This is a genomic window from Enterobacter cloacae complex sp.6700776 (genome assembly GCF_048284255.1).
Classification (GTDB): Bacteria; Pseudomonadota; Gammaproteobacteria; order Enterobacterales; family Enterobacteriaceae; genus Enterobacter; species Enterobacter intestinihominis.
Genome location: NZ_JBLVYK010000005.1, coordinates 80466 through 101598 on the forward strand (window position 1 = coordinate 80466; position 21133 = coordinate 101598).

At 57.9% G+C, this 21133-nt stretch carries 21 protein-coding genes; 14 read left to right on the plus strand and 7 right to left on the minus strand.

The window, feature by feature from the left end:
• Positions 1-40: 40 nt before the first annotated feature.
• Entirely contained in the window at positions 41-1426 is a 1386-nt protein-coding gene (gene cysS, locus ACNQ0T_RS10140; protein ID WP_022647300.1) for a cysteine--tRNA ligase, read from the minus strand.
• A gap of 175 nt (positions 1427-1601) precedes the next feature.
• Between cysS and ppiB the strand changes: the two genes are divergently transcribed.
• The 5 genes from ppiB to mnmH all read left to right on the plus strand — a co-directional run bounded on the left by ppiB (position 1602) and on the right by mnmH (position 5669).
• The gene (gene ppiB / locus ACNQ0T_RS10145; RefSeq protein WP_000256009.1) at positions 1602-2096 is read left to right on the plus strand and encodes a peptidylprolyl isomerase B; all 495 of its coding nucleotides are present in this window, start codon (positions 1602-1604) and stop codon (positions 2094-2096) included.
• A gap of 3 nt (positions 2097-2099) precedes the next feature.
• Positions 2100-2822: a UDP-2,3-diacylglucosamine diphosphatase gene (lpxH, locus tag ACNQ0T_RS10150; protein ID WP_038415557.1), complete on the plus strand. Its 723-nt coding sequence runs from the start codon at positions 2100-2102 to the stop codon at positions 2820-2822.
• Between the two features lie 118 nt (positions 2823-2940).
• Positions 2941-3450 (plus strand): 5-(carboxyamino)imidazole ribonucleotide mutase, encoded by a 510-nt coding sequence (gene purE, locus ACNQ0T_RS10155; protein ID WP_023299481.1) that lies wholly within the window; start codon positions 2941-2943, stop codon positions 3448-3450.
• The gene (gene purK, locus ACNQ0T_RS10160) at positions 3447-4514 is read left to right on the plus strand and encodes a 5-(carboxyamino)imidazole ribonucleotide synthase (protein ID WP_023299480.1); all 1068 of its coding nucleotides are present in this window, start codon (positions 3447-3449) and stop codon (positions 4512-4514) included. Before purE ends, purK begins: the two co-directional genes overlap by 4 nt.
• A gap of 84 nt (positions 4515-4598) precedes the next feature.
• The gene (gene mnmH / locus ACNQ0T_RS10165) at positions 4599-5669 is read left to right on the plus strand and encodes a tRNA 2-selenouridine(34) synthase MnmH (protein WP_032624724.1); all 1071 of its coding nucleotides are present in this window, start codon (positions 4599-4601) and stop codon (positions 5667-5669) included.
• A 122-nt stretch (positions 5670-5791) separates the two neighbouring features.
• Here the strand turns inward: mnmH and ACNQ0T_RS10170 are convergent, their stop codons facing one another.
• From ACNQ0T_RS10170 to ybbA, 3 genes are all read right to left on the minus strand, one after another.
• Positions 5792-6937 carry a porin gene (locus ACNQ0T_RS10170; protein ID WP_105322513.1) on the minus strand — a complete coding sequence of 382 codons (1146 nt, stop codon included), beginning with the start codon at positions 6935-6937 and terminating at the stop codon, positions 5792-5794.
• A 182-nt stretch (positions 6938-7119) separates the two neighbouring features.
• Positions 7120-9534, minus strand: a complete 2415-nt coding sequence (ybbP, locus tag ACNQ0T_RS10175; protein WP_063199680.1) for a putative ABC transporter permease subunit YbbP — start codon at positions 9532-9534, stop codon at positions 7120-7122.
• Positions 9531-10217, minus strand: a complete 687-nt coding sequence (gene ybbA, locus ACNQ0T_RS10180; protein WP_023299477.1) for a putative ABC transporter ATP-binding protein YbbA — start codon at positions 10215-10217, stop codon at positions 9531-9533. The genes ybbP and ybbA overlap by 4 nt, the downstream gene beginning before the upstream one ends.
• Here ybbA and tesA point away from each other — a divergent pair.
• Genes tesA through ACNQ0T_RS10195 form a run of 3 tightly spaced genes read left to right on the plus strand, consistent with a single transcriptional unit; the run spans position 10188 to position 12523 of the window.
• Positions 10188-10820 (plus strand): multifunctional acyl-CoA thioesterase I/protease I/lysophospholipase L1, encoded by a 633-nt coding sequence (gene tesA / locus ACNQ0T_RS10185; RefSeq protein ID WP_003858933.1) that lies wholly within the window; start codon positions 10188-10190, stop codon positions 10818-10820. The genes ybbA and tesA overlap by 30 nt on opposite strands.
• Entirely contained in the window at positions 10801-11610 is an 810-nt protein-coding gene (locus ACNQ0T_RS10190; RefSeq protein WP_096216772.1) for an SDR family oxidoreductase, read from the plus strand. The genes tesA and ACNQ0T_RS10190 overlap by 20 nt, the downstream gene beginning before the upstream one ends.
• Positions 11611-11668: 58 nt before the next feature.
• Complete coding sequence (locus ACNQ0T_RS10195; RefSeq protein WP_417930002.1) at positions 11669-12523, plus strand: co-chaperone YbbN; 855 nt, start codon at positions 11669-11671, stop codon at positions 12521-12523.
• Between the two features lie 49 nt (positions 12524-12572).
• On the opposite strand, the gene fetB is transcribed toward ACNQ0T_RS10195, so the two are convergent.
• Together fetB and fetA are read right to left on the minus strand one after the other, a co-directional pair.
• Positions 12573-13355, minus strand: a complete 783-nt coding sequence (gene fetB, locus ACNQ0T_RS10200) for an iron efflux ABC transporter permease subunit FetB (RefSeq protein WP_022647290.1) — start codon at positions 13353-13355, stop codon at positions 12573-12575.
• Positions 13348-14019 carry an iron efflux ABC transporter ATP-binding subunit FetA gene (gene fetA / locus ACNQ0T_RS10205; protein ID WP_045621269.1) on the minus strand — a complete coding sequence of 224 codons (672 nt, stop codon included), beginning with the start codon at positions 14017-14019 and terminating at the stop codon, positions 13348-13350. Before fetA ends, fetB begins: the two co-directional genes overlap by 8 nt.
• Before the next feature lie 142 nt (positions 14020-14161).
• Here fetA and ACNQ0T_RS10210 point away from each other — a divergent pair, with 142 nt between their 5' ends.
• The 3 genes from ACNQ0T_RS10210 to ACNQ0T_RS10220 all read left to right on the plus strand — a co-directional run bounded on the left by ACNQ0T_RS10210 (position 14162) and on the right by ACNQ0T_RS10220 (position 16534).
• Positions 14162-15016 carry a hypothetical protein gene (locus ACNQ0T_RS10210; protein ID WP_417930003.1) on the plus strand — a complete coding sequence of 285 codons (855 nt, stop codon included), beginning with the start codon at positions 14162-14164 and terminating at the stop codon, positions 15014-15016.
• A gap of 154 nt (positions 15017-15170) precedes the next feature.
• Entirely contained in the window at positions 15171-16085 is a 915-nt protein-coding gene (locus tag ACNQ0T_RS10215; protein WP_003858941.1) for an SPFH domain-containing protein, read from the plus strand.
• On the plus strand, positions 16082-16534 hold the full coding sequence (locus ACNQ0T_RS10220) for an NfeD family protein (protein ID WP_417930005.1): 453 nt from the start codon (positions 16082-16084) through the stop codon (positions 16532-16534). The genes ACNQ0T_RS10215 and ACNQ0T_RS10220 overlap by 4 nt, the downstream gene beginning before the upstream one ends.
• Here the strand turns inward: ACNQ0T_RS10220 and cueR are convergent.
• The gene (gene cueR / locus ACNQ0T_RS10225) at positions 16531-16941 is read right to left on the minus strand and encodes a Cu(I)-responsive transcriptional regulator (RefSeq protein WP_017383222.1); all 411 of its coding nucleotides are present in this window, start codon (positions 16939-16941) and stop codon (positions 16531-16533) included. The two genes, ACNQ0T_RS10220 and cueR, sit on opposite strands and share 4 nt — an antisense overlap.
• Positions 16942-17049: 108 nt before the next feature.
• Between cueR and copA the strand changes: the two genes are divergently transcribed.
• The 3 genes from copA to ybaK all read left to right on the plus strand — a co-directional run bounded on the left by copA (position 17050) and on the right by ybaK (position 21124).
• The gene (copA, locus tag ACNQ0T_RS10230) at positions 17050-19548 is read left to right on the plus strand and encodes a copper-exporting P-type ATPase CopA (protein WP_417930006.1); all 2499 of its coding nucleotides are present in this window, start codon (positions 17050-17052) and stop codon (positions 19546-19548) included.
• 103 nt (positions 19549-19651) lie between these two features.
• Positions 19652-20446, plus strand: coding sequence for a TraB/GumN family protein (locus ACNQ0T_RS10235; RefSeq protein WP_023299471.1), 795 nt, complete (start codon positions 19652-19654; stop codon positions 20444-20446).
• A 198-nt stretch (positions 20447-20644) separates the two neighbouring features.
• Entirely contained in the window at positions 20645-21124 is a 480-nt protein-coding gene (ybaK, locus tag ACNQ0T_RS10240) for a Cys-tRNA(Pro)/Cys-tRNA(Cys) deacylase YbaK (protein WP_063137862.1), read from the plus strand.
• Positions 21125-21133 lie beyond the last annotated feature (9 nt).

The following is a 21133-nucleotide window of genomic DNA, read 5'->3' on the forward strand; positions in this document are numbered from 1 at the left end:
GTAGGCCCGGTAAGCGTAAGCGCCACCGGGCATTACGGACTTACTTACGACGCCAGGTGGTGCCCTGCGGGCCGTCTTCCAGAATAATACCCATCTCGGTCAGACGGTTACGCGCCGCATCCGCCGCCGCCCAGTCTTTCGCCTGACGCGCTTCCAGACGCGCTTTAATCAGTGCTTCAATTTCCGCTACTTCACCGTCGTCCGCCTGCGCGCCGCTTTGCAGGAACACGTCCGGCTCCTGCTCCAGCAGGCCGAGCACGGAAGAGAGCTTACGCAGATGCGACGCCAGCGCATTCGCCGCCGCCATATCTTCTGACTTCAGGCGATTCACCTCACGCGCCATGTCGAACAGCACGGAGTAGGCTTCCGGCGTGTTGAAGTCGTCGTTCATGACCTCAACGAAGCGGGCTTCGAACGCCTCGCCGCCAGCGGCCGGAACAGACCTGTCGGTGCCGCGCAGTGCGGTATACAGACGCTCCAGCGCAGCGCGCGCCTGCTTCAGGTTCTCTTCGCTATAGTTCAGCTGGCTGCGATAGTGGCCGGACATCAGGAAGTAGCGCACGGTTTCCGCGTCGTAATACTTCAGCACGTCGCGCACGGTGAAGAAGTTACCCAGCGATTTCGACATCTTCTCGCGGTCAACCATCACCATCCCGGAGTGCATCCAGTAGTTCACGTACTCGCCGCCGTGAGCACAGGTGGACTGCGCGATTTCATTTTCGTGGTGCGGGAACATCAGATCCGAACCGCCGCCGTGGATGTCGAAATGGTTGCCCAGCTGTTTGCAGTTCATCGCGGAACATTCAATGTGCCAGCCCGGGCGCCCTTCGCCCCACGGGGATGGCCAGCTCGGTTCGCCCGCTTTGGACATCTTCCACAGCACGAAGTCCATCGGATTACGCTTCACGTCAACCACGTCCACGCGTGCACCGGCCTGGAGCTGGTCCAGATCCTGGCGGGAAAGCGCACCGTAGGTTGGGTCCGTCGGCACCGAGAACATCACGTCGCCGTTGTCTGCCACATAGGCGTGACCGCGCTCGATCAGCTTTTGGGTGATCTCAATGATTTCATGAATATGGTGGGTCGCACGCGGCTCGCTATCCGGGCGCAGAATATTCAAGGCATCAAAATCCTTGTGCATTTCGGCGATCATGCGATCCACCAGCGCGACAAAGCTTTCGCCATTTTCATTAGCACGTTTAATGATTTTGTCGTCGATGTCGGTGATGTTGCGCACATACTTCAGGTTATAGCCCAGGAAGCGCAGGTAGCGGGACACCACGTCGAACGCGACAAAGGTACGGCCATGGCCGATATGACAGAGATCGTAAACCGTAATACCACACACGTACATGCCGACTTCCCCGGCATGGATAGGTTTAAATTCCTCTTTTTGGCGCGTCATTGTATTAAAGATTTTTAACATCGAAGATTCCATGTAAACACGTGTGTGGATTGTTTGTTCCTTATAATACCCATAATTCGGAGCACGGTCAGCACACAATGCAAGGTGATCGTGTCCTGTGGTTATGCTATAACAAGCCCCTATATGTGACCCGAGCACGGGTCGACGCACCACAATAACGGAACAGGATGCAAAAATGGTTACTTTCCACACTAATCATGGCGATATCGTAATCAAAACCTTTGATGACAAAGCGCCTGAAACAGTTAAAAACTTCCTGGACTACTGCCGCGAAGGTTTCTACAACAACACTATTTTCCACCGTGTGATCAACGGCTTTATGATCCAGGGCGGCGGTTTCGAGCCTGGCATGCGCCAGAAAGAGACGAAAGAAGCGATCAAAAACGAAGCGAACAACGGCCTGAAAAACACCCGCGGTACGCTGGCAATGGCCCGTACTCAGGCCCCGCACTCTGCTACCGCACAGTTCTTCATTAACGTGGCGGACAACGACTTCCTGAACTTCTCTGGCGAAAGCCTGCAAGGCTGGGGCTACTGCGTATTCGCAGAAGTGGTTGAAGGCATGGACGTGGTCGACAAGATCAAAGCCGTTTCTACTGGCCGCAGCGGTATGCACCAGGACGTTCCTAAAGAAGACGTTGTGATCACAAGCGTGACCGTCAGCGAGTAATTCGTGGCGACACTCTTTATTGCGGATCTGCATCTGCAAACAGAAGAACCGGCGATAACCGCCGGTTTTCTGCGTTTTTTACGCGGTGAAGCGAAAAGCGCCGATGCGCTGTACATTCTGGGTGACCTGTTTGAGGCCTGGATAGGCGACGACGATCCGAACCCGCTGCACCGTGAGATGGCAGCGGCCATTAAAGCGCTGGTGGATTCCGGCGTCCCCTGCTATTTCATTCACGGCAACCGTGATTTCCTGATCGGCCAGCGCTACGCCCGCGAGAGCGGCATGACGCTGCTGCCGGAAGAGCAGGTGCTTGACCTCTATGGCCGCAATATTCTGATCATGCACGGCGACACGCTCTGCACTGACGATACCGGCTACCTGGCGTTTCGCGCCAAAGTTCACACCCCGTGGATCCAAAAAGTGTTCCTCGCCCTGCCGCTGTTTATTCGCAACCGCATCGCCGCCAGAATGCGCGCGGGCAGCAAGGCCGCCAACAGCAGCAAATCGATGACCATCATGGACGTCAACCCGCAGGCGGTAGTGAAGGTGATGGAGAAGCATCGCGTTCAGTGGCTGATCCACGGCCATACCCATCGTCCCGATGTGCATTCCCTTATCGCCAACGGCGAGCCCGCCCATCGCGTGGTTTTAGGCGCCTGGCACAGCGAAGGATCGATGGTCAAAGTCACGCCGGAAGGTGTGGAACTGATCGCCTTCCCGTTTTAACCCTCCTCGTTTTTTCGCCCATTTCACGACCACGCAACCGTTTTCCTTGCCGGTATTACATGCTATTCTCTGTGCCCTCGAAAGCAGTGTGTTCCGCACCACAGGAGTTTTAAGACGCATGTCTTCCCGCAATAATCCGGCGCGTGTCGCCATCGTGATGGGGTCCAAAAGCGACTGGGCTACCATGCAATTCGCCGCCGAAATCTTTGAAATCCTGAATGTTCCGCACCACGTCGAAGTGGTTTCCGCGCACCGTACGCCGGATAAACTGTTCAGCTTCGCCGAAAGCGCCGAAGAGAACGGTTACGAGGTGATCATTGCCGGTGCGGGCGGCGCAGCACATCTGCCGGGCATGATTGCCGCCAAAACCCTGGTGCCGGTACTGGGCGTGCCGGTACAGAGCGCCGCGTTAAGCGGGGTTGATAGCCTGTACTCTATCGTCCAGATGCCGCGCGGTATCCCTGTCGGTACGCTGGCGATTGGTAAGGCGGGTGCCGCAAATGCCGCCCTGCTGGCCGCGCAGATCCTCGCGACGCATGATAATGACTTACATCAACGCCTGGCGGAGTGGCGTAAAGCCCAGACCGACGAGGTGCTGGATAACCCGGATCCGCGGGGTGCAGCATGAAGCAGGTTTGCGTTCTTGGTAATGGTCAGCTTGGCCGGATGCTACGTCAGGCCGGTGAGCCGCTGGGTATTGCCGTCTGGCCCGTCGGGCTGGACGCCGAGCCGGAAGCCGTGCCGTTCCATCAGAGCGTGATCACCGCCGAAATTGAACGCTGGCCGGAAACCGCCCTGACCCGCGAGCTGGCGCGCCATAACGCCTTTGTGAACCGCGACGTCTTCCCGATCATCGCCGACCGTCTCACGCAAAAGCAGCTGTTCGACAAGCTCGGCCTTGCGACCGCGCCGTGGCAGCTGTTGTCCGACAAAAGCGAGTGGAATGACGTCTTCGCCATGCTGGGCGATCTGGCGATCGTGAAGCGTCGTGTCGGCGGCTACGACGGTCGCGGGCAGTGGCGCCTGCGCGCGAACGACACCGCCGAGCTGCCGGACGACTGCTACGGCGAGTGCATCGTTGAGCAGGGCATAAACTTCAGCGGTGAAGTGTCGCTGGTGGGCGCGCGCGGGCATGACGGGCACACCGTTTTTTACCCGCTAACGCATAACCTGCATCAGGACGGGATTCTGCGCACCAGCGTCGCCTTCCCGCAGGCCAATGCTGACCAGCAGGCGCAGGCGGAAGAGATGCTCTCTGCCATCATGCATGAGCTGGGCTATGTGGGCGTAATGGCGATGGAGTGTTTCGTCACGCCATCGGGTCTGCTGATCAACGAACTTGCGCCGCGCGTGCACAACAGCGGCCACTGGACGCAAAACGGTGCCTCCATCAGCCAGTTCGAGCTGCACCTGCGCGCCATCACTGACCTGCCGCTGCCGCAGCCGGTGGTGACCAGCCCGTCGGTGATGATCAACCTGATCGGCACCGATCTGAACTACGACTGGCTGAAGCTGCCGCTGGTGCACCTGCACTGGTACGACAAAGCGGTGCGCCCGGGTCGTAAGGTCGGCCACCTGAACCTGAACGATACCGACACGGACCGCCTGAGCGCCACGCTGGAAGCGATTGTTCCCCTGCTACCGCCAGAATACGCGAGCGGGATTGTCTGGGCGCAGTCAAAACTGAAGTAAGTAACCCCCGCCGGGGAGTTGACCTTCCCCTTCCCCGGCGTACAATTCCCGCCCATTGCTGCTTAGCTTTCTTCTGGAACCACCATGAACGATGGAACGGACTATCGCGCGATCCTCGCGTCCGATACCCCTTTAATCGACGTTCGCGCGCCGATCGAATTTGTCCAGGGTGCGATGCCCGCCGCACTCAACCTGCCCTTAATGAACGACGACGAGCGTGCCGCCGTCGGCACCTGCTATAAACGCCAGGGTCCGGACGCCGCACTGACGCTCGGCCATAGCCTGGTCAACGGCGAGACGCGAGAGGCGCGCATCAACGCCTGGCGCGAAGCCAGCCTGGCCCATCCTAAGGGCTACCTTTGCTGCGCGCGCGGTGGCCAGCGCTCACATATCTCCCAGGCCTGGCTTAAAGAGGCGGGAATCGATTATCCGCTGATCCGCGGCGGCTATAAGGCCCTGCGCCAGACGGCAATTCAGGTGACGATTGAGCAGTCACAAAAACCGATGGTGCTTATCGGTGGCTGTACCGGAAACGGCAAAACGCTGCTGGTGAAGCAGCATGCGCAGGGCATCGATCTGGAAGGGCTGGCGCACCATCGCGGCTCGTCATTTGGCCGCACGCTCACCCCGCAACTTTCTCAGGCGAGCTTCGAGAATCACCTTGCCGTCGAGCTGCTAAAAAAAGATGCCGCGCGCTGGGTGCTGGAGGATGAGGGCCGGATGATTGGCTCTAACCACCTGCCGGAGTGCCTGCGCGACCGCATGGCGGAAGCGCCTGTCGTTGTGGTCGAAGATCCGTTTGAGATCCGTCTTGAGCGGCTGCGCGAAGAGTATTTCGACCACATGTGGGCCGACTTTTCTGCCGCCTACGGTGAAGAAGCGGGCTGGAAAGCCTACAGCGAATACCTGCATCACGGCCTGTTCGCCATCCGCCGTCGTCTGGGGCTGCAACGATTCGCGGAATTTACCGCGCTATTGGATTCCGCGCTTCTGGAACAACAGCGCTCTGGAAGCACTGACGCGCACTTCAGCTGGCTTGTGCCGCTGCTGAAGGACTATTACGACCCGATGTACGGCTATCAGCTGGAGAAGAAAGCGGAGAAGATTGTTTTTCGCGGGACGTACGAAGAAATTGCCGAGTGGCTTGATCGCTGAAAAAAGCCGGGTGGCGAGGTAAAAGCAAAACGGCAACCTGGGTTGCCGTTTTTAATGTTTTTTCCCTCTCCCCGTGGGAGAGGGTCAGGGTGAGGGCATCAGGCCGCACCCTACATGACAACTCAGAAGTCGTAACGCAGACGCACCAGGTTCATGTCGCCCAGGTTGTCGGTGCTGGAGGTGAACACGTGTTCGTAATCCACGCGGAAACCGTAGTCCAGCTGGAAGCTGATACCTACGCCGTTGTCGATGCGCTGGTAGTTACGGCCGTTCACGTACTCAATGCGGTCGCCCATGAAGTACGGCTGAATGGATTTCACCGCATACTGACCGACCGGGAATTTGTATCCTGCGAAGTATTCAATACCCCATGCATCACCGGCGAAGTAGTCGTTAACGGACACTTTTTTGGTGGTCATGAAGTTCTGATACCAGCCGCCGCCTGCGGAGAAGGTCCAGTTATCCGGCGTCCAGCTCAGTGCGGTGCCGAGAATGTTCTGGTCGTAGGATTTGCTGTCGCCGTTGTCCGGATTACGCATGTCCGCGCGGGTGTAGTTCCACGCTGCGCCCCAGGTCAGATCGGTGGTCAGGTGGTAATCGATACCCAGTGAACCGCCGCCTTTGCGCTTGTAGCGCAGGCCGTTGCCCGGCAGGTATTCGCTGTCTTCAAACAGGTAAGAGGCGTAGATGTCAGCATCGCCCACGGTTTTCTTGTACTTCAGCATCTGGCGTGAACGGTAAGAGCCGTCGTAGTCGCCGTTGATCCCGTTACCCGACGCCTGACCAATCATGTCGTAGTCCCAGATATCGGTTTTCGCGCCCACCACGTCATAGTACACGCTGTTCTGCTGGCCGAAGGTCAGCGTACCCCAGGTGTCGCTCTTCAGACCGGTGTAGAGCATACGGCGTGAGGTGTCGTGCGCGCCGTCGGCGTAGTGGTTATCCCAGTTAAACTGCGCCGGAATGTTCACACCCAGCTCGTAGTAGGTGATCCAGCTGATGTCATCGAACAGGTAGTAGTCTGCCGCGAAACGGAAACGGGTACCGCCGTCAAAACCGTTACGCTTGTAGCCGTTTTTGCCGTCATCACCGGTCATGTTCTGGAACTGAGGACGGATGCTGCCGCCAACGGTGAAGTTCAGACGGCTCAGCGGGTTACCCGCCTGCGGATCCTGTTTCAGAAGGGTGATTTCCGCCTGAGATGCGAAAGAAGCCAATGCCACTGCTGCGCCGATCGTTGTCGCCAGCGCTGTTTTTCTTATAGTCATTCTTTTTCCTTGATAGACACGCTGCTAAATATTTAGCTGGTGAATATTAACTGGAAAAATTCGGGCTGTGTGGGCGGGTTTTTAATGTTTTGTGCTACTAAATGCATGGGTATTAACGATTTGTGCTATTAAGCGATGACACACCAGCAGAAATGCCGGTGCGTCATCATCACGCAAGTAAACTAACTGACAAACTGGCGGAACAGCGCTTTACCTTTCAACAGCCGCGTCCCGAGCCAGCCACCGCACAGGGACAGCAGCACCGCGCCGCAGACGGGCAACGTTAACCACAGCCGCCAGTCAGGCTCCCATGGAAAATCAAAGACTTTCGTCTGAAGCACCGCCAGTGCGGTTTCCGCCCCGATGGCCGCCACCAGGCCCGCCACCAGCCCGAGCAGGGCAAATTCGCTCCACAGCGTGGCGCGCAGCAGCCGTTTACTGGCCCCCAGCGTGCGGTAGACCACCAGCTCCTGATGACGCTGACGCATGCCGACCTGCACCTGCGCCAGCAGCAGCAATAGGCCGCAGACGGTCACCAGCACCACCATCACCTCCAGGGCGCGGCTCACCTGTTCCAGCACCTGCCCGACCTGTTTGAGGATCGCGCCGATATCCAGCAGGCTCACCGTCGGAAATTCCCGGTTCAGTTGCGTCAGCATGCCGTTGCCGTTTTCCCAGCGGAAGCTGGTCAGCCAGCTCTGGGGCTGTCCGTCCAGCGCGCCCGGCGGGAAGATGAAGAAGAAATTTGGCCGCAGGCTTTCCCAGTCCACTTTGCGCAGGCTGGTGACTTTGGCGGTGAAATCCTGGGTATCACCGGTAAAGGTCACGCTATCGCCGAGCTTCACGTTCAGGCGTGTCGCCAGCCCCTCCTCCATCGACACTTCCCCCGCTTTCGGCGGCCAGGTGCCGGCAACGATCGGGTTATGGTCCGGACGTTTCGCCTGCCAGGTCAGGTTGAGCTCGCGGTTGAGCGATTCATCCTTATTTCCCTCCGTGGACTGGCCGTTGATCTGCGTCAGGCGGGCGCGCACGATCGGATAGAACGATTCCGGAATAATGTGATGCTCAGACAGAAACCCCTTCAGCGGCGTCACCTGTTCGGGAGCAATGTTGATCAGGAAATAGTTCGGGCTTTCCGGCGGAAGCTGCTGCTGCCAGCGATCCAGCAGATCCCCGCGCAGCACCAGCAGAAGCGCCAGCAGCATAAACGACAGCGAAAATGCCGAGAGCTGGCTGAGGGTAGACCACGGCTGGTGCAGCAGTCGGTTAACCGCCAGCCGCACCGGCAGCGATCTCACCGTCAGCTTTTTGAGAAGATTGAGCAATAGCCAGCCCACCACGCCGCACAGCAGCGCCAGCACCACCGCGCCCGCCAGCACCGCCCACAGCAGCGTACTGCCGCCCATCAGCCAGGCCAACAGCCCGACTGCCACCGCAATAATCACCGGCAGATAGAACTTCAGCGGCCAGACGCTGGCCACCACATCCCGGCGCAGCACGCGCAGCGGCTGGGTGGCGAGCAGCAGCCGGTAGGGGCGTAACCCCACCAGCAGGGAGATCGTCGTCATCGCGCCGATGGCCCACAGCCACGGCCAGAGGCTGGCAGGCGGCAGCGCAGCGGGCAGGACCGGTTTGAGCAGCACCATCAGCAGCTTTTCAAACAGCAGCCCTATCGCCCCGCCGGTCAGAGCCGACAGCGCCAGCACCATCAGCCACTGGCCGACAATCAGCTTGCGCAGCTGTGCCCGGCCCGCGCCGAGAGTTTTGAGGATCGCCACCAGATCGTAACGGCTGCGGCAGTAGTGCCCCATTGCCACGGCAACGGCCGCAATGGCCAGCAGCAGGGTTAACAGCGCCGACAGCAACAGAAACTGCTGAGAACGCTCGAGGGATTTGCCGAGCGCCCCGTCATCCTGCTCCAGCCCGTACCAGCGATGTTCCGGCTTGAGCTGAGGCAGGAGCCATTTTTCATACGCCTCCAGTTGAGCAGGCGTTCCGCCAAACTTATACCGCCATGTGACGCGGCTACCCGGCTGGACGGCGTTGGTTTTCGCCACATCAGCGGTGTTCATCAGCAGGCGCGGCGCGAGCTGGAACGGATTAAATCCGGAATCGGGCTCCTGCACCACTTCCCCGGCAATTTTGAGGGTCGCGTCGCCGACGTCGATACTGTCGCCGGGTTTCAGGTTCAGCAGCGCCATCAGACGCGATGCCAGCAGTACCGTACCGGCCGTCGGTTTTAGCCCCGGCGGACTGGTTTGTAAGTCACCATACATCGGGTAGATGTCATCCACGGCTTTTACGCTCGCAAGCTGTGGCGTGTCGCCCGCAAAGGTCATGGTCTGGAAGGTGATTTGCTCTCCCACCTTCAGCCCCTCTTTGCGCGCTTCCTCAATCCAGCCCGGCGGCACGGGGCGAGAACTTTGCAGAGCCCGGTCCCCCGCCATAAATTCCCGACTCTGCTGGCTAAGCCCTTTCTCCATACGATCGCTGACGCTGCCGAGCGCCAGCACGCAGGCCACCGCCAGGCTCAACGCCAGCCAGACAATCAGCAGAGAGGGCGAGCGCCATTCGCGCCAGAACCAGCGGGCAATCATGCTTCCTCCTGAAGAACACCGTTCACCAGCCGCAGGCGGCGGTCGCAGCGGGCGGCCAACTGCGGGTCGTGGGTAACCAGAATCAGCGTGGTGCCGTGTTCGCGGTTGAGTGAAAACAGCAGATCGGCAATTTTGTCCCCGGTTTTACGGTCGAGATTGCCCGTGGGCTCATCGGCAAACAGCACTTCCGGGCGCCCGTTAAACGCCCGGGCCAGCGCCACGCGCTGCTGCTCACCGCCGGAAAGCTGTGCCGGAAGGTGGTCGAGACGTTTTCCCAGCCCCAGCTGTTCCAGCAACGCTTTGGCGTGATCGCGGCTTTCGCGGGTATTTTCACCGCGCAGCAGGCCGGGCAGCTCAACGTTTTCCAGTGCGTTGAGGGTTGGGATCAGCATGAATGACTGAAAGACAAACCCGATATGCCGGGCACGCAGCGCGGCGCGCGCCTCTTCATCAAGCGCGTGGAGGGGCTGGCCGACCAGGTTCACTTCCCCGCTGCTGCCATCGTCCAGCCCGGCGAGAATGGCCAGCAGCGTGGACTTACCGGAACCGGATTCGCCAATCAGGGCGATGGTTTCGGCACGTTTGACAACGAGTTCAACTCCGGTGAGGATGGAAAGCTCGTGTTCTCCCTGACCGACGGACTTCTTAAGACAATGAACTTCAACAATGTTTTCCGCTGGCATTTGCCCTTCCTGTTTTTGATGCTGATGACCTTCCGCGCGGCGGCTGCGGACACGTTATTGATTCTGGGCGACAGCCTGAGCGCGGGCTATCGTATGGCCGCCAGTGCGGCCTGGCCCGCCCTGCTCAATGATAAATGGCAGTCCCGGGCGTCTGTCGTTAACGGCAGCATCAGCGGCGATACGTCGCAGCAAGGCTTATCGCGCCTGCCTGCCCTGCTTAAGCAGCATCAACCGCGTTGGGTGCTGGTCGAACTGGGCGGTAATGATGGTTTGCGCGGCTTCCAGCCACAGCAAACGGAGCAAACGCTGCGGACTATTTTGCAGACCATTAAGGCTGCTAACGCCCAGCCGCTGCTGATGCAAATTCGCCTGCCCGCTAACTACGGCCGTCGGTATAATGAGGCGTTTAGCGCGATCTATCCTAAGCTTGCCAAAGAGTTTGATATTCCGCTGCTGCCATTTTTCATGGAAGAGGTCTATCTGAAACCCCAGTGGATGCAGGATGATGGCATTCACCCCAATCGCGATGCCCAGCCGTTCATTGCCGACTGGATGGCAACCCGGCTGGCTCCTTTAGTAAAACATGACTCGTCAAACAGCTGAGAACCTGACAGGTAAAGTTATGCAAAAATCGGTCTTAATAACAGGATGTTCCAGCGGAATTGGCCTTGAAAGCGCCCTTGAACTGAAACGTCAGGGGTTTTGGGTGCTGGCAGCCTGCCGCAAACCCGAAGATGTCGAACGCATGCGAGGGCTGGGATTTACCGGCATTCTGCTGGATCTCGATTCGCCAGAGAGCGTGGAGCAGGCCGCCGATGAGGTTATCGCCCTGACCAGCAACCGTCTTTACGGCCTGTTCAACAATGCGGGCTACGGCGTGTACGGCCCGCTACAGACCCTCTCGCGGGAACAGCTGGAGCAGCAGTTCTCCGCAAACTTTTTTGGGGCGCATCAGCTCACCATGCGCCTTCTCCCCGCCATGCTGCCGCACGGCGAAGGGCGGATTGTCATGACCTCCTCGGTGATGGGCCTGATCTCCACGCCGGGACGCGGGGCTTACGCTGCCAGTAAATATGCGCTTGAAGCCTGGTCCGATGCGTTGCGCATGGAGCTGCGCCACAGCGGCATTAAGGTCAGCCTGATTGAACCGGGCCCCATCCGCACCCGCTTTACGGAAAACGTTAACCAGACGCAGGCGGACCAACCGGTCGAAAATCCCGGTATCGCGGCGCGTTTTACGCTTGGGCCAGAAGCCGTGGTTGCCAAAGTGCGCCACGCATTTGAGAGCGATACCCCTAAAATGCGCTATCCGGTGACGCTGGTGACCCATGCCGTCGGCTGGTTGAAACGCCTGCTGCCGGGGCGGATGATGGACAAAATTTTGCAGGGTTGAGTTGAAGCGACGACGCTTACCCCCATGTAAAGAGTAAACCGATAAAAGAGAATGCCGCATGTCCGTACAGAATATCGTCAACATAACTGAAGCTAACCTGCAACAGACACTCGAACAGTCAATGACTACACCGGTGCTGTTCTACTTCTGGTCTGAACGCAGCCAACACTGCCTGCAGCTGACGCCGGTCCTGGAAAGCCTTGCCGCGCAGTACAACGGTCAATTCATTCTGGCGAAGCTGGATTGTGACGCCGAATCGATGGTGGCTTCCCAGTTTGGCCTGCGTGCGATCCCAACCGTCTACCTGTTCCAGAACGGTCAGCCGGTGGATGGCTTCCAGGGGCCGCAGCCGGAAGAGGCGATCCGCGCCCTGCTGGATAAAGTCCTGCCGCGCGAAGAAGAGCTGAAAGCGCAGGAAGCCATGGCGCTGATGCAGGAAGGCAAGTACGACGAGGCGCTGCCGCTGTTAAAAGACGCGTGGCAGCTGTCGAACCAGAACAGCCAGATTGGTCTGCTGCTGGCAGAGACCCAGATTGCGCTGCACCGCCCCGAAGACGCGGAAGCCGTGCTGAAAACGGTGCCGATGCAGGATCAGGACACCCGCTATCAGGGCCTGGTGGCGCAGATTGACCTGCTGAAACAGGCGGCGGATACCCCTGAAATTCAGCAACTTCAGCAGCAGGTGGCGGACAACCCGGCGGATGCCGCGCTGGCAAGCCAGCTGGCGCTTCAGCTTCACCAGGTGGGGCGTAATGAAGAGGCGCTGGAGCTGCTGTTTAGCCACCTTCAGAAGGACCTGGGCGCCGCAGACGGTCAGGCGCGAAAGATGTTCCAGGAGATCCTGGCCGCGCTCGGCACCGGTGACGCGCTGGCGTCTAAGTATCGTCGTCAGCTGTACGCATTGCTATACTAACAAAAATGCCCGGTGGCGCTAACGCTTGCCGGGCCTACAAAAGCCGATATTACCCCGTCTTTTTCAACTGCGTCACCACCAGCTGGTGGCGCGCGTTGTAAAACTTCCGATAGGTCAGATAGCAGGCAATAATCGTCGACAGGCTCGCCGTAGAGAGCAGCATAAACGTCACCATAATCTGGTATTTAATCGCTTTTACCGGATCGATACCGGCAAAAATCAGCCCCGACATCATGCCCGGCAGGCTCACCAGACCCACGGTTTTGGCGGAATCCACCGTTGGGATCAGCGATGAACGAATGCTGTCGCGGATCAACCGCGCCGAGGCCACCTTCGGCGTCGCGCCCAGGCTTAGCTTCTCCTGAAGCTGTTGCTGTTCACTGCTGAAGCGTTGCCCCAGATTGTTGTAGCATAACCCGACCGCCACCATCGCATTGCCCGCAATCATCCCGGAAATGGGGATCACCTGCATCGGCGTAAATTCTATCGAGCCGGAGAGCACCAGTACCGCCAGCGTTAACGCGGTCCCGGTGGTGATGGCAATAAACGACGAGAGGAACGCTTTATCGATGTATTTACTGCGTTTCTGCGCGTTCCATGCCGCGTTAAAGCAGATAAACAGCACCATCAACAGGGTCAGCACGGCATGATTGACGTTGAAGATGTATTTCAGCACATAGCCGACGATGATGAGCTGAATGACCGCGCGAACGATACTCCACAGAATATCTTTTTCCAGCCCCAGCTTCTCCCGGTAGCTGACCACAATCGCCACCAGCACCAGGACCATCGACAGCGCCAGCGATTCGTTGGTTATGTTATGTTCACCCACGGTGAGCCTCCTCCATTTTCCCGCCCTGCGGCCTGAGCGTGATGACATCATCCGCATGGCTAATTTCGTTTGAATCGTGCGTCACCCACAGCACGGCAATATCCTGTTCACGGACGTAGCGATGAATAATCTCATTGACGTTGCGCGTGTTAGCGTCATCCAGCGCGCTGGTGATTTCGTCCAGCAAAAGCACCTTCGGCAGGAATTGCAGGTTACGGATCAGCGAGACGCGCTGCTTTTCCCCGCCTGACAGTTCGGCAGTCGATTTGGTCAGCGTCTCCGGCGGAAGCCCAAAACGGGTCAGATCGTCCGCAAACTTTTTCGGATCGGGCGTTTGGTTGCGGATGTGCCAGGGGAAAACCAGATTGTCGTACACCGTGTCGCCAAACAGGGATGGCGTTTGCACGCAGTATGACACCTGCTGGCGATAGCTTTCCGGTGTAAGCGTGGCGATATCTTTCCCTTCAAACAGGATGGTTCCCTCCGTTGGACTCAGTAGCGAAGCCACGATTTTCAGGAGGGTGCTTTTGCCGCAGCCGGAAGGGCCGGTTATGAGTTTAAATTCGCCCGGAGAGAGACAAAAATCGACGTGCTGAAGGATGGTGTTATCACCCACACGAAAGCCAACATCCCTGATATCCAGAAGATTTTTTTTATTATTCATTCCGATTCCGTTAACCGCTGTGATAAGAACAGCCTTTAGCATAATCCTTTCCGCTACGCTGCGCGAATAGCCTTAACCTATCGCAAGTGTTAAACTTTTTGTTCGGTAATTGTCACCTCTATAACTACAGGAAGTCAGCAACATGACACATATCTTTTATGAGTTCTCTTCCCTGAAGCCTGGTGTTCCAGATGTGGAAACATTAATGGAAGTCATCAATTCTTCTGAACTCACGCGTTTTGTCATGGGTGCAGAGGTGGTCGATTTTGTTAAGAAGGCGCTCATCGTTAACACCACGATCGGAAGCTTTAAAAACTGCTATTTTGCTTTCGATGATGGGGCTTACTTTCTCGAGTTTGACGGCAAGGGTAAATCCAGACGCTTTACTGAGGTGCCTGACTGGTTCGTTTCCCCCGCGGAATTTGCCCGCTCGCAATGGCTGATTAACCATGATCTGGCCGATGTGAAGGCGACGGCGTTTATTGACGTGCTAATGTCCTACCCGCTTAAAGAGCGCCGGTCGCACTGCAATCTACTGTTTGGTCTGGATCTGCATAAGGTCAATGTGGTTCCGGCGCCTACAGCCCCTGCCGGAAAAATGGGCAATAAAAACGGAAAAACCACCAAGCCTCGCGTCACGGATCTCGGCTCTTTTGAGCTTTTTACCGCGTTCTTTGCACGCATGAAAACCGCCGTCAATGCAAATGAGTTCCCCACCTTACAGGTGCTGACAGGCCAGAAGGATCTTGCAAAAGCGCCGCACAGCTTAAAGCAAGGGATCAGAACCTGGTTTAAGGGGATTACCGGCGATCTGCCGCCGAACAACAAACGTGTCGGAGCGGGCAATGCAGTACTGTTCTGCGCTCCCGTGCGCGAGCAGATCCAGCAGATAGAGGCCATCGGCCTGGAAAAATACTATCAGGGCTTATCGAAAGCCATCGCTGACGCCGGGGATGGGTTTATCACCGACTTCAGCTATACCTGGTCTGAAGAGTAACGCTATGCGCCCCGCTCTCCTGGCGGGGCGTTTTAATTTTACCAGTCCGGTTCCCACCTCTTTACAGGGGCGAAATCCCGCCCGTTAACCGATATACTTACGTTCAACAAATACGCAATTTTTCTCGTTACGGCATGCAAAACAGGAGGTTTTTATGCTCATCGTTGTTCCTGTCCTTATTTTCGTTGCGCTGGTTATCGTGGGCGCAGGCGTCAAAATTGTCCCGCAGGGTTACCAGTGGACCGTCGAACGTTTCGGTCGCTACACCAATACCCTTCAGCCGGGTTTAAGCCTGATCGTCCCCTTCATGGACAGAATTGGGCGTAAAATCAACATGATGGAGCAGGTGCTGGATATTCCTTCCCAGGAAGTCATCTCTAAGGATAACGCCAACGTCACCATCGATGCGGTGTGCTTTATTCAGGTGATTGATGCGCCGAAAGCGGCCTATGAGGTGAGCAACCTGGAGCTGGCGATCGTCAACCTGACGATGACCAACATCCGTACCGTGCTTGGCTCGATGGAGCTGGACGAAATGCTCTCCCAGCGCGACAGCATTAATACCCGCCTGCTGCACATTGTTGATGAAGCCACCAATCCGTGGGGGATCAAAGTGACCCGCATTGAGATCCGCGACGTGCGCCCACCGGCAGAGCTGATTGCTTCCATGAATGCGCAGATGAAGGCCGAGCGTACCAAACGCGCCTATATTCTTGAAGCCGAAGGGGTGCGTCAGGCCGAGATCCTGAAAGCGGAAGGGGAAAAACAGTCGCAGATCCTGAAAGCCGAGGGCGACCGTCAGTCTGCCTTCCTCCAGGCAGAAGCGCGTGAACGTTCGGCAGAAGCGGAAGCCCGCGCGACGCAAATGGTTTCCGAGGCGATTGCCGCCGGGGATATCCAGGCTGTGAACTACTTCGTCGCGCAAAAATATACCGATGCGCTGAAGGAGATCGGCTCTGCGAACAACAGCAAAGTGGTGATGATGCCGCTGGATGCCAGCAGTCTGATGGGATCTATCGCCGGAATTGCCGAGTTGATCAAAGACGGCGGAAACGAGCGTAAAAAATGATTGAGCTCATCGTTGCACATCCTCATGCGTTCTGGCTAAGCCTTGGCGGCTTGCTGCTGGCCGCCGAGATGCTTGGCGGCAACGGTTATCTGCTGTGGAGCGGTGTTGCCGCTGTGATTACCGGGCTTGTCGTCTGGCTGCTGCCTGTCGGCTGGGAGTGGCAGGGCGCGCTGTTTGCCGTGCTGACGCTGCTGGCCGCCTGGCTGTGGTGGCGCTGGCTGAACAAACGGGTGAAGGCGCAGAAGCCGGTCGACGCGCATCTCAATCAGCGTGGGCAGCAGATCGTGGGTAAACGTTTTACGCTTGATAACGCGCTGATCCACGGACGCGGTCATATGCGCGTGGGGGACAGTTCATGGCCGGTAGTGGCCGATGATGACCTCAGCGCCGGCACGCGGGTTGAGGTCATTGCGGTAGAAGGCATTACCCTGCGGGTTAAAGCCTGTTAGGCGTGGGTTTTACGGTGGCAGCAGCCGGAAAGATTGTCGATAATCGGGCACTCGGCGCTGTCATCTCCCGGGCAGGATTCTGCCAGCTGTAGCAGTTGCTCACGCATCGCCTGTAATTCGATGATATGGCGTTCGATCTCCGCCACTTTTTCCAGCGTACGTTTTTTCACGTCGGCACTGTGGCGTTTCGGATCGTTAAACAGGTTAACCAGCTCGCCGCACTCTTCAAGGTTAAATCCTACCTGTCTTGCCTGGCGCAGTAACGTCAGTTCATCAAGATGCAGCTGCGTATAGCTGCGGTAGCCGTTCTCACTGCGCAACGGTGGCGTCACCAGCCCTTTTTCCTCATAAAAGCGAATCGCTTTGCTGGTTAAGCCGGTTTTTTTCGCAACATCGCTGATATTCACATTTCCCCCTTGACCTTCCCCTTGATGGAAGGTTTAACCTTCATAACAGTTAGCGAAAAGCAGAGTGAAGGTCAACAATTGACCAGAACATTATACGGGAGTTTTGTTATGTCTCACACTATTGACCTGACACTGGACGGCCTCTCCTGCGGCCACTGTGTCAAACGTGTTAAAGAAAGCCTGGAGCAGCGTCCTGACGTGGAAAGCGCTGAGGTGACTATCGATCATGCCGCCGTGACCGGCAGCGCCAGCGCCGACGCGCTGATTGATACCATTAAACAGGCCGGTTACGGGGCGGAGTTAAGCCACCCAAAGGCTAAACCGCTGGCAGAGTCATCATCCCCGTCGGAAGCACTGACAGCGGCCACTCCTGAGCTTCCGGTAGCTGATGATATTGATGACAGCCAACAGCTGCTGATCAACGGCATGAGCTGCGCCAGCTGTGTCTCTCGGGTACAAAACGCCTTACAGGCGGTACCGGGCGTCGCACAGGCACGGGTAAACCTGGCGGAGCGTACTGCGCTGGTGATAGGCAGTGCCTCCGCCGCAGATTTAGTGCAGGCCGTGGAGAAAGCGGGCTACGGGGCGGAGGCCATCGAAGATGATGCCGAGCGCCGCGAGCGCCAGCAGGAAACGGCTGTCGCCACCATGAAGCGCTTCCGCTGGCAGGCGATTGTCGCCCTGCTGGTCGGTATTCCGGTGATGGTGTGGGGCATGATGGGTGACAACATGATGGTCACCGCAGACAACCGCACCCTGTGGCTGGTGATTGGTCTGATTACCCTTGCGGTGATGGTGTTTGCAGGCGGACATTTCTATACCAGCGCCTGGAAGAGCCTGAAAAACCGCACCGCGACGATGGACACGCTGGTCGCGCTCGGGACGGGCGCTGCGTGGCTGTATTCGATGAGCGTTAACGTCTGGCCGCAGTGGTTCCCGATGGAGGCGCGCCATCTCTATTATGAAGCGAGCGCGATGATTATAGGTCTGATTAACTTAGGCCATATGCTCGAAGCCCGCGCGCGTCAGCGCTCGTCGAAAGCGCTGGAGAGATTACTCGATTTAACCCCGCCGACGGCCCGCGTGGTCACCGACGATGGGGAAAAAAACGTTCCTCTCTCAGAGGTGCAACCCGGTATGACGCTGCGTCTCACCACCGGCGACCGCGTACCCGTCGACGGTGAAATCACCCAGGGCGATGCCTGGCTTGATGAAGCCATGCTAACCGGTGAGCCGATCCCCCAGCAGAAATCTCAGGGCGATGCGGTGCATGCGGGTACGGTGGTACAGGACGGCAGCGTGCTGTTCCGCGCCAGCGCCGTTGGCAGCCATACCACACTGTCACGCATCATTCGGATGGTCCGCCAGGCGCAGAGCAGTAAGCCGGAAATTGGTCAGCTTGCCGATAAAATCTCCGCCATTTTTGTGCCAGTGGTGGTCGGTATTGCCCTGCTGAGCGCGGCAATCTGGTATTTCTTCGGCCCGGCGCCGCAGATTGTCTACACCCTGGTGATCGCCACCACGGTACTGATCATCGCCTGCCCTTGTGCCCTTGGTCTGGCCACGCCGATGTCGATTATCTCTGGCGTCGGACGCGCCGCCGAATTTGGCGTACTGGTCCGTGATGCTGACGCCCTGCAACGGGCAAGCGCGCTGGACACCCTCGTCTTTGACAAAACCGGCACGCTCACCGAGGGCAAACCGCAGGTAGTGGCCGTTAATACCATTGGCTGTACGGAGACGGATGCCCTGCGCCTGGCCGCCGCGCTGGAACAAGGCTCCAGTCACCCGCTGGCGCGCGCCATCCTTGAGAAAGCCGGTGATGCCCGCCTGCCGCAGGTAAGCAACTTCCGCACTCTGCGCGGTTTAGGGGTCAGCGGTGAAGCAGAAGGCCATACGCTGCTGCTGGGTAACCAGGCACTGCTAACTGAACACGGTGTTGATACGTCCGTGCTGGACGCTGAGCTGAACGCGCAGGCCTCTCAGGGCGCGACGCCGGTTCTGCTGGCGAGGGATGGTCAGGTGGCGGCGCTGCTGGCCGTGCGCGATCCGTTACGCCAGGACAGCGTGGATGCCTTGCAACGCCTGCACCATGCGGGATATCGCCTGGTGATGTTAACCGGTGATAACCCGACTACCGCTAACGCCATCGCCAGAGAAGCCGGGATTGATGAGGTGATAGCCGGCGTACTGCCAGATGGCAAAGCGGACGCCATCAGGAAATTGCAACGTGATGGTCGTCAGGTGGCGATGGTCGGCGACGGCATCAACGACGCCCCGGCGCTGGCGCAGGCTGACGTAGGTATTGCGATGGGCGGCGGGAGCGATGTCGCCATTGAAACCGCGGCAATCACCCTGATGCGCCACAGCCTGATGGGCGTGGCGGATGCGCTGGCGATTTCGAAAGCCACGTTGCGCAACATGAAGCAGAACCTGCTGGGGGCCTTCGTCTATAACTCGCTCGGCATTCCGATTGCCGCCGGGATTTTGTGGCCGCTGACCGGCACCCTGCTGAACCCGGTTGTTGCGGGTGCGGCGATGGCGCTCTCGTCAATTACCGTGGTGAGCAACGCTAACCGTCTGCTGCGGTTTAAACCGAAAGCGTAGAATCCCGGAAGCAGGCCGGGTAAGCGCAGCGCCGCCCGGCTTTCGCCTATTGCGCCCCCCTTCCCCACGCGCTAGCATGAACCTTTCCGTTTATGGAGCGCGTATGGGTCTGTTTAATCGTATAAAAACATCGTTTCGCGCCCTTTTTCCCCGCCGTTATGCCTGGCCCGGTATGGATATTTCGCTTCCGGGTGGGCAGCAACTGCACCTGGTGGGAAGCATTCATATGGGCACGCAGGATATGTCCCCCCTGCCCTCCGGCCTGATTAAACTACTGAAGCGCGCCGACGCGCTGATCGTCGAAGCCGACATCTCCGGCCATGAATCGCCGTTTGCCGGGCTGGAAAGCGACCGCCCCCTGGCTGAACGTCTTAACGAAACGCAGCTGGCTGAGCTTACCCGTCTTGCGGATGAGTCCGGCGTCTCGCTCTCAATGCTCGACACCCTGCCCCTGTGGCAAATTGCCATGGTGCTACAGGCAACCCAGGCGCAGCGCCTGGGGCTGCGCGGTGATTACGGTATCGATTATCAACTGCTGAATGCGGCAAGGGCGTGCAACCTGTCCGTCATTGAACTGGAAGGCACGGACAGCCAGATTGCGCTTCTTCGCCAGCTTCCTGATGACGGCAAGATGCTGCTGGATGATACCCTGACCCACTGGCACACCAACGCGCGTCTGCTGCAAACGATGATTGGCTGGTGGCTGGATGCGCCGCCCGCAGACGGTAAGCTGGCGTTACCGTCGACGTTCAGTGAATCGTTGTATGATGTGCTGATGAACGCGCGCAACCAGGCGTGGCGGGAGACGCTGTATGCCCTGCCTGCCGGTCGTTATGTTGTCGCGGTTGGCGCGTTGCATTTGTACGGAGAAGGGAATTTGCCGTCGCTGCTGAAATAAAAAAATGGCCAATATTTCTATTGGCCCGTCAAAGAGGAATTTCATCGTTTTTATTATACCGAAGTGACCTTCGGCTACGCCGATTGTCGCTCAAAGTAACCATCACTGCCAATACTATTGCGCAAGATGGTGCTATTTTTTAGACAAACGTCAGGCGTATGCTGCTGGCATGAACCGTCTGTCGTAAGAAGGATAGCCATGACTCCCGCCGTTAAATTACTCGAAAAAAACAAAATTTCTTTCCGGATCCACACCTACGATCACGATCCGAACGAAACCAACTTTGGTGATGAAGTGGTGCGCAAGCTGGGGCTGAACGCGGACCAGGTCTACAAAACGCTGCTGGTCGCGGTGAACGGCGATATGAAGCACCTCGCCGTGGCAGTGACGCCCGTCGCCGGACAGCTTGATCTGAAGAAAGTGGCCAAAGCGCTGGGAGCGAAAAAGGTCGATATGGCAGACCCGCTGGTTGCGCAACGCACTACGGGTTATCTGGTCGGCGGGATCAGCCCGCTCGGCCAGAAAAAGCGTCTGCCGACCCTGATCGATGCGCCTTCGCAGGAATTTGAGACGATCTATATTTCTGGCGGCAAACGCGGGCTGGATATCGAACTGGCCGCAGGCGATCTGGCGAAAATGCTGGACGCGAAATTTGCGGATATTGCGCGCAGGGATTGAGAAAATTGC

Coding starts and splice junctions, on each gene's coding strand:
- copA (WP_417930006.1), top strand. CDS start 17,050: ATGTCTCACACTATTGACCTGACACTGGACGGCCTCTCCTGCGGCCAC.
- ACNQ0T_RS10170 (WP_105322513.1), bottom strand. CDS start 6,937: ATGACTATAAGAAAAACAGCGCTGGCGACAACGATCGGCGCAGCAGTG.
- ybbA (WP_023299477.1), bottom strand. CDS start 10,217: ATGCCAGCGGAAAACATTGTTGAAGTTCATTGTCTTAAGAAGTCCGTC.
- fetA (WP_045621269.1), bottom strand. CDS start 14,019: ATGAATAATAAAAAAAATCTTCTGGATATCAGGGATGTTGGCTTTCGT.
- mnmH (WP_032624724.1), top strand. CDS start 4,599: ATGAACGATGGAACGGACTATCGCGCGATCCTCGCGTCCGATACCCCT.
- ybaK (WP_063137862.1), top strand. CDS start 20,645: ATGACTCCCGCCGTTAAATTACTCGAAAAAAACAAAATTTCTTTCCGG.
- purE (WP_023299481.1), top strand. CDS start 2,941: ATGTCTTCCCGCAATAATCCGGCGCGTGTCGCCATCGTGATGGGGTCC.
- cysS (WP_022647300.1), bottom strand. CDS start 1,426: ATGTTAAAAATCTTTAATACAATGACGCGCCAAAAAGAGGAATTTAAA.
- ppiB (WP_000256009.1), top strand. CDS start 1,602: ATGGTTACTTTCCACACTAATCATGGCGATATCGTAATCAAAACCTTT.
- ACNQ0T_RS10215 (WP_003858941.1), top strand. CDS start 15,171: ATGCTCATCGTTGTTCCTGTCCTTATTTTCGTTGCGCTGGTTATCGTG.
- ACNQ0T_RS10235 (WP_023299471.1), top strand. CDS start 19,652: ATGGGTCTGTTTAATCGTATAAAAACATCGTTTCGCGCCCTTTTTCCC.
- ybbP (WP_063199680.1), bottom strand. CDS start 9,534: ATGATTGCCCGCTGGTTCTGGCGCGAATGGCGCTCGCCCTCTCTGCTG.
- ACNQ0T_RS10195 (WP_417930002.1), top strand. CDS start 11,669: ATGTCCGTACAGAATATCGTCAACATAACTGAAGCTAACCTGCAACAG.
- ACNQ0T_RS10210 (WP_417930003.1), top strand. CDS start 14,162: ATGACACATATCTTTTATGAGTTCTCTTCCCTGAAGCCTGGTGTTCCA.
- purK (WP_023299480.1), top strand. CDS start 3,447: ATGAAGCAGGTTTGCGTTCTTGGTAATGGTCAGCTTGGCCGGATGCTA.
- tesA (WP_003858933.1), top strand. CDS start 10,188: ATGAACTTCAACAATGTTTTCCGCTGGCATTTGCCCTTCCTGTTTTTG.
- ACNQ0T_RS10190 (WP_096216772.1), top strand. CDS start 10,801: ATGACTCGTCAAACAGCTGAGAACCTGACAGGTAAAGTTATGCAAAAA.
- ACNQ0T_RS10220 (WP_417930005.1), top strand. CDS start 16,082: ATGATTGAGCTCATCGTTGCACATCCTCATGCGTTCTGGCTAAGCCTT.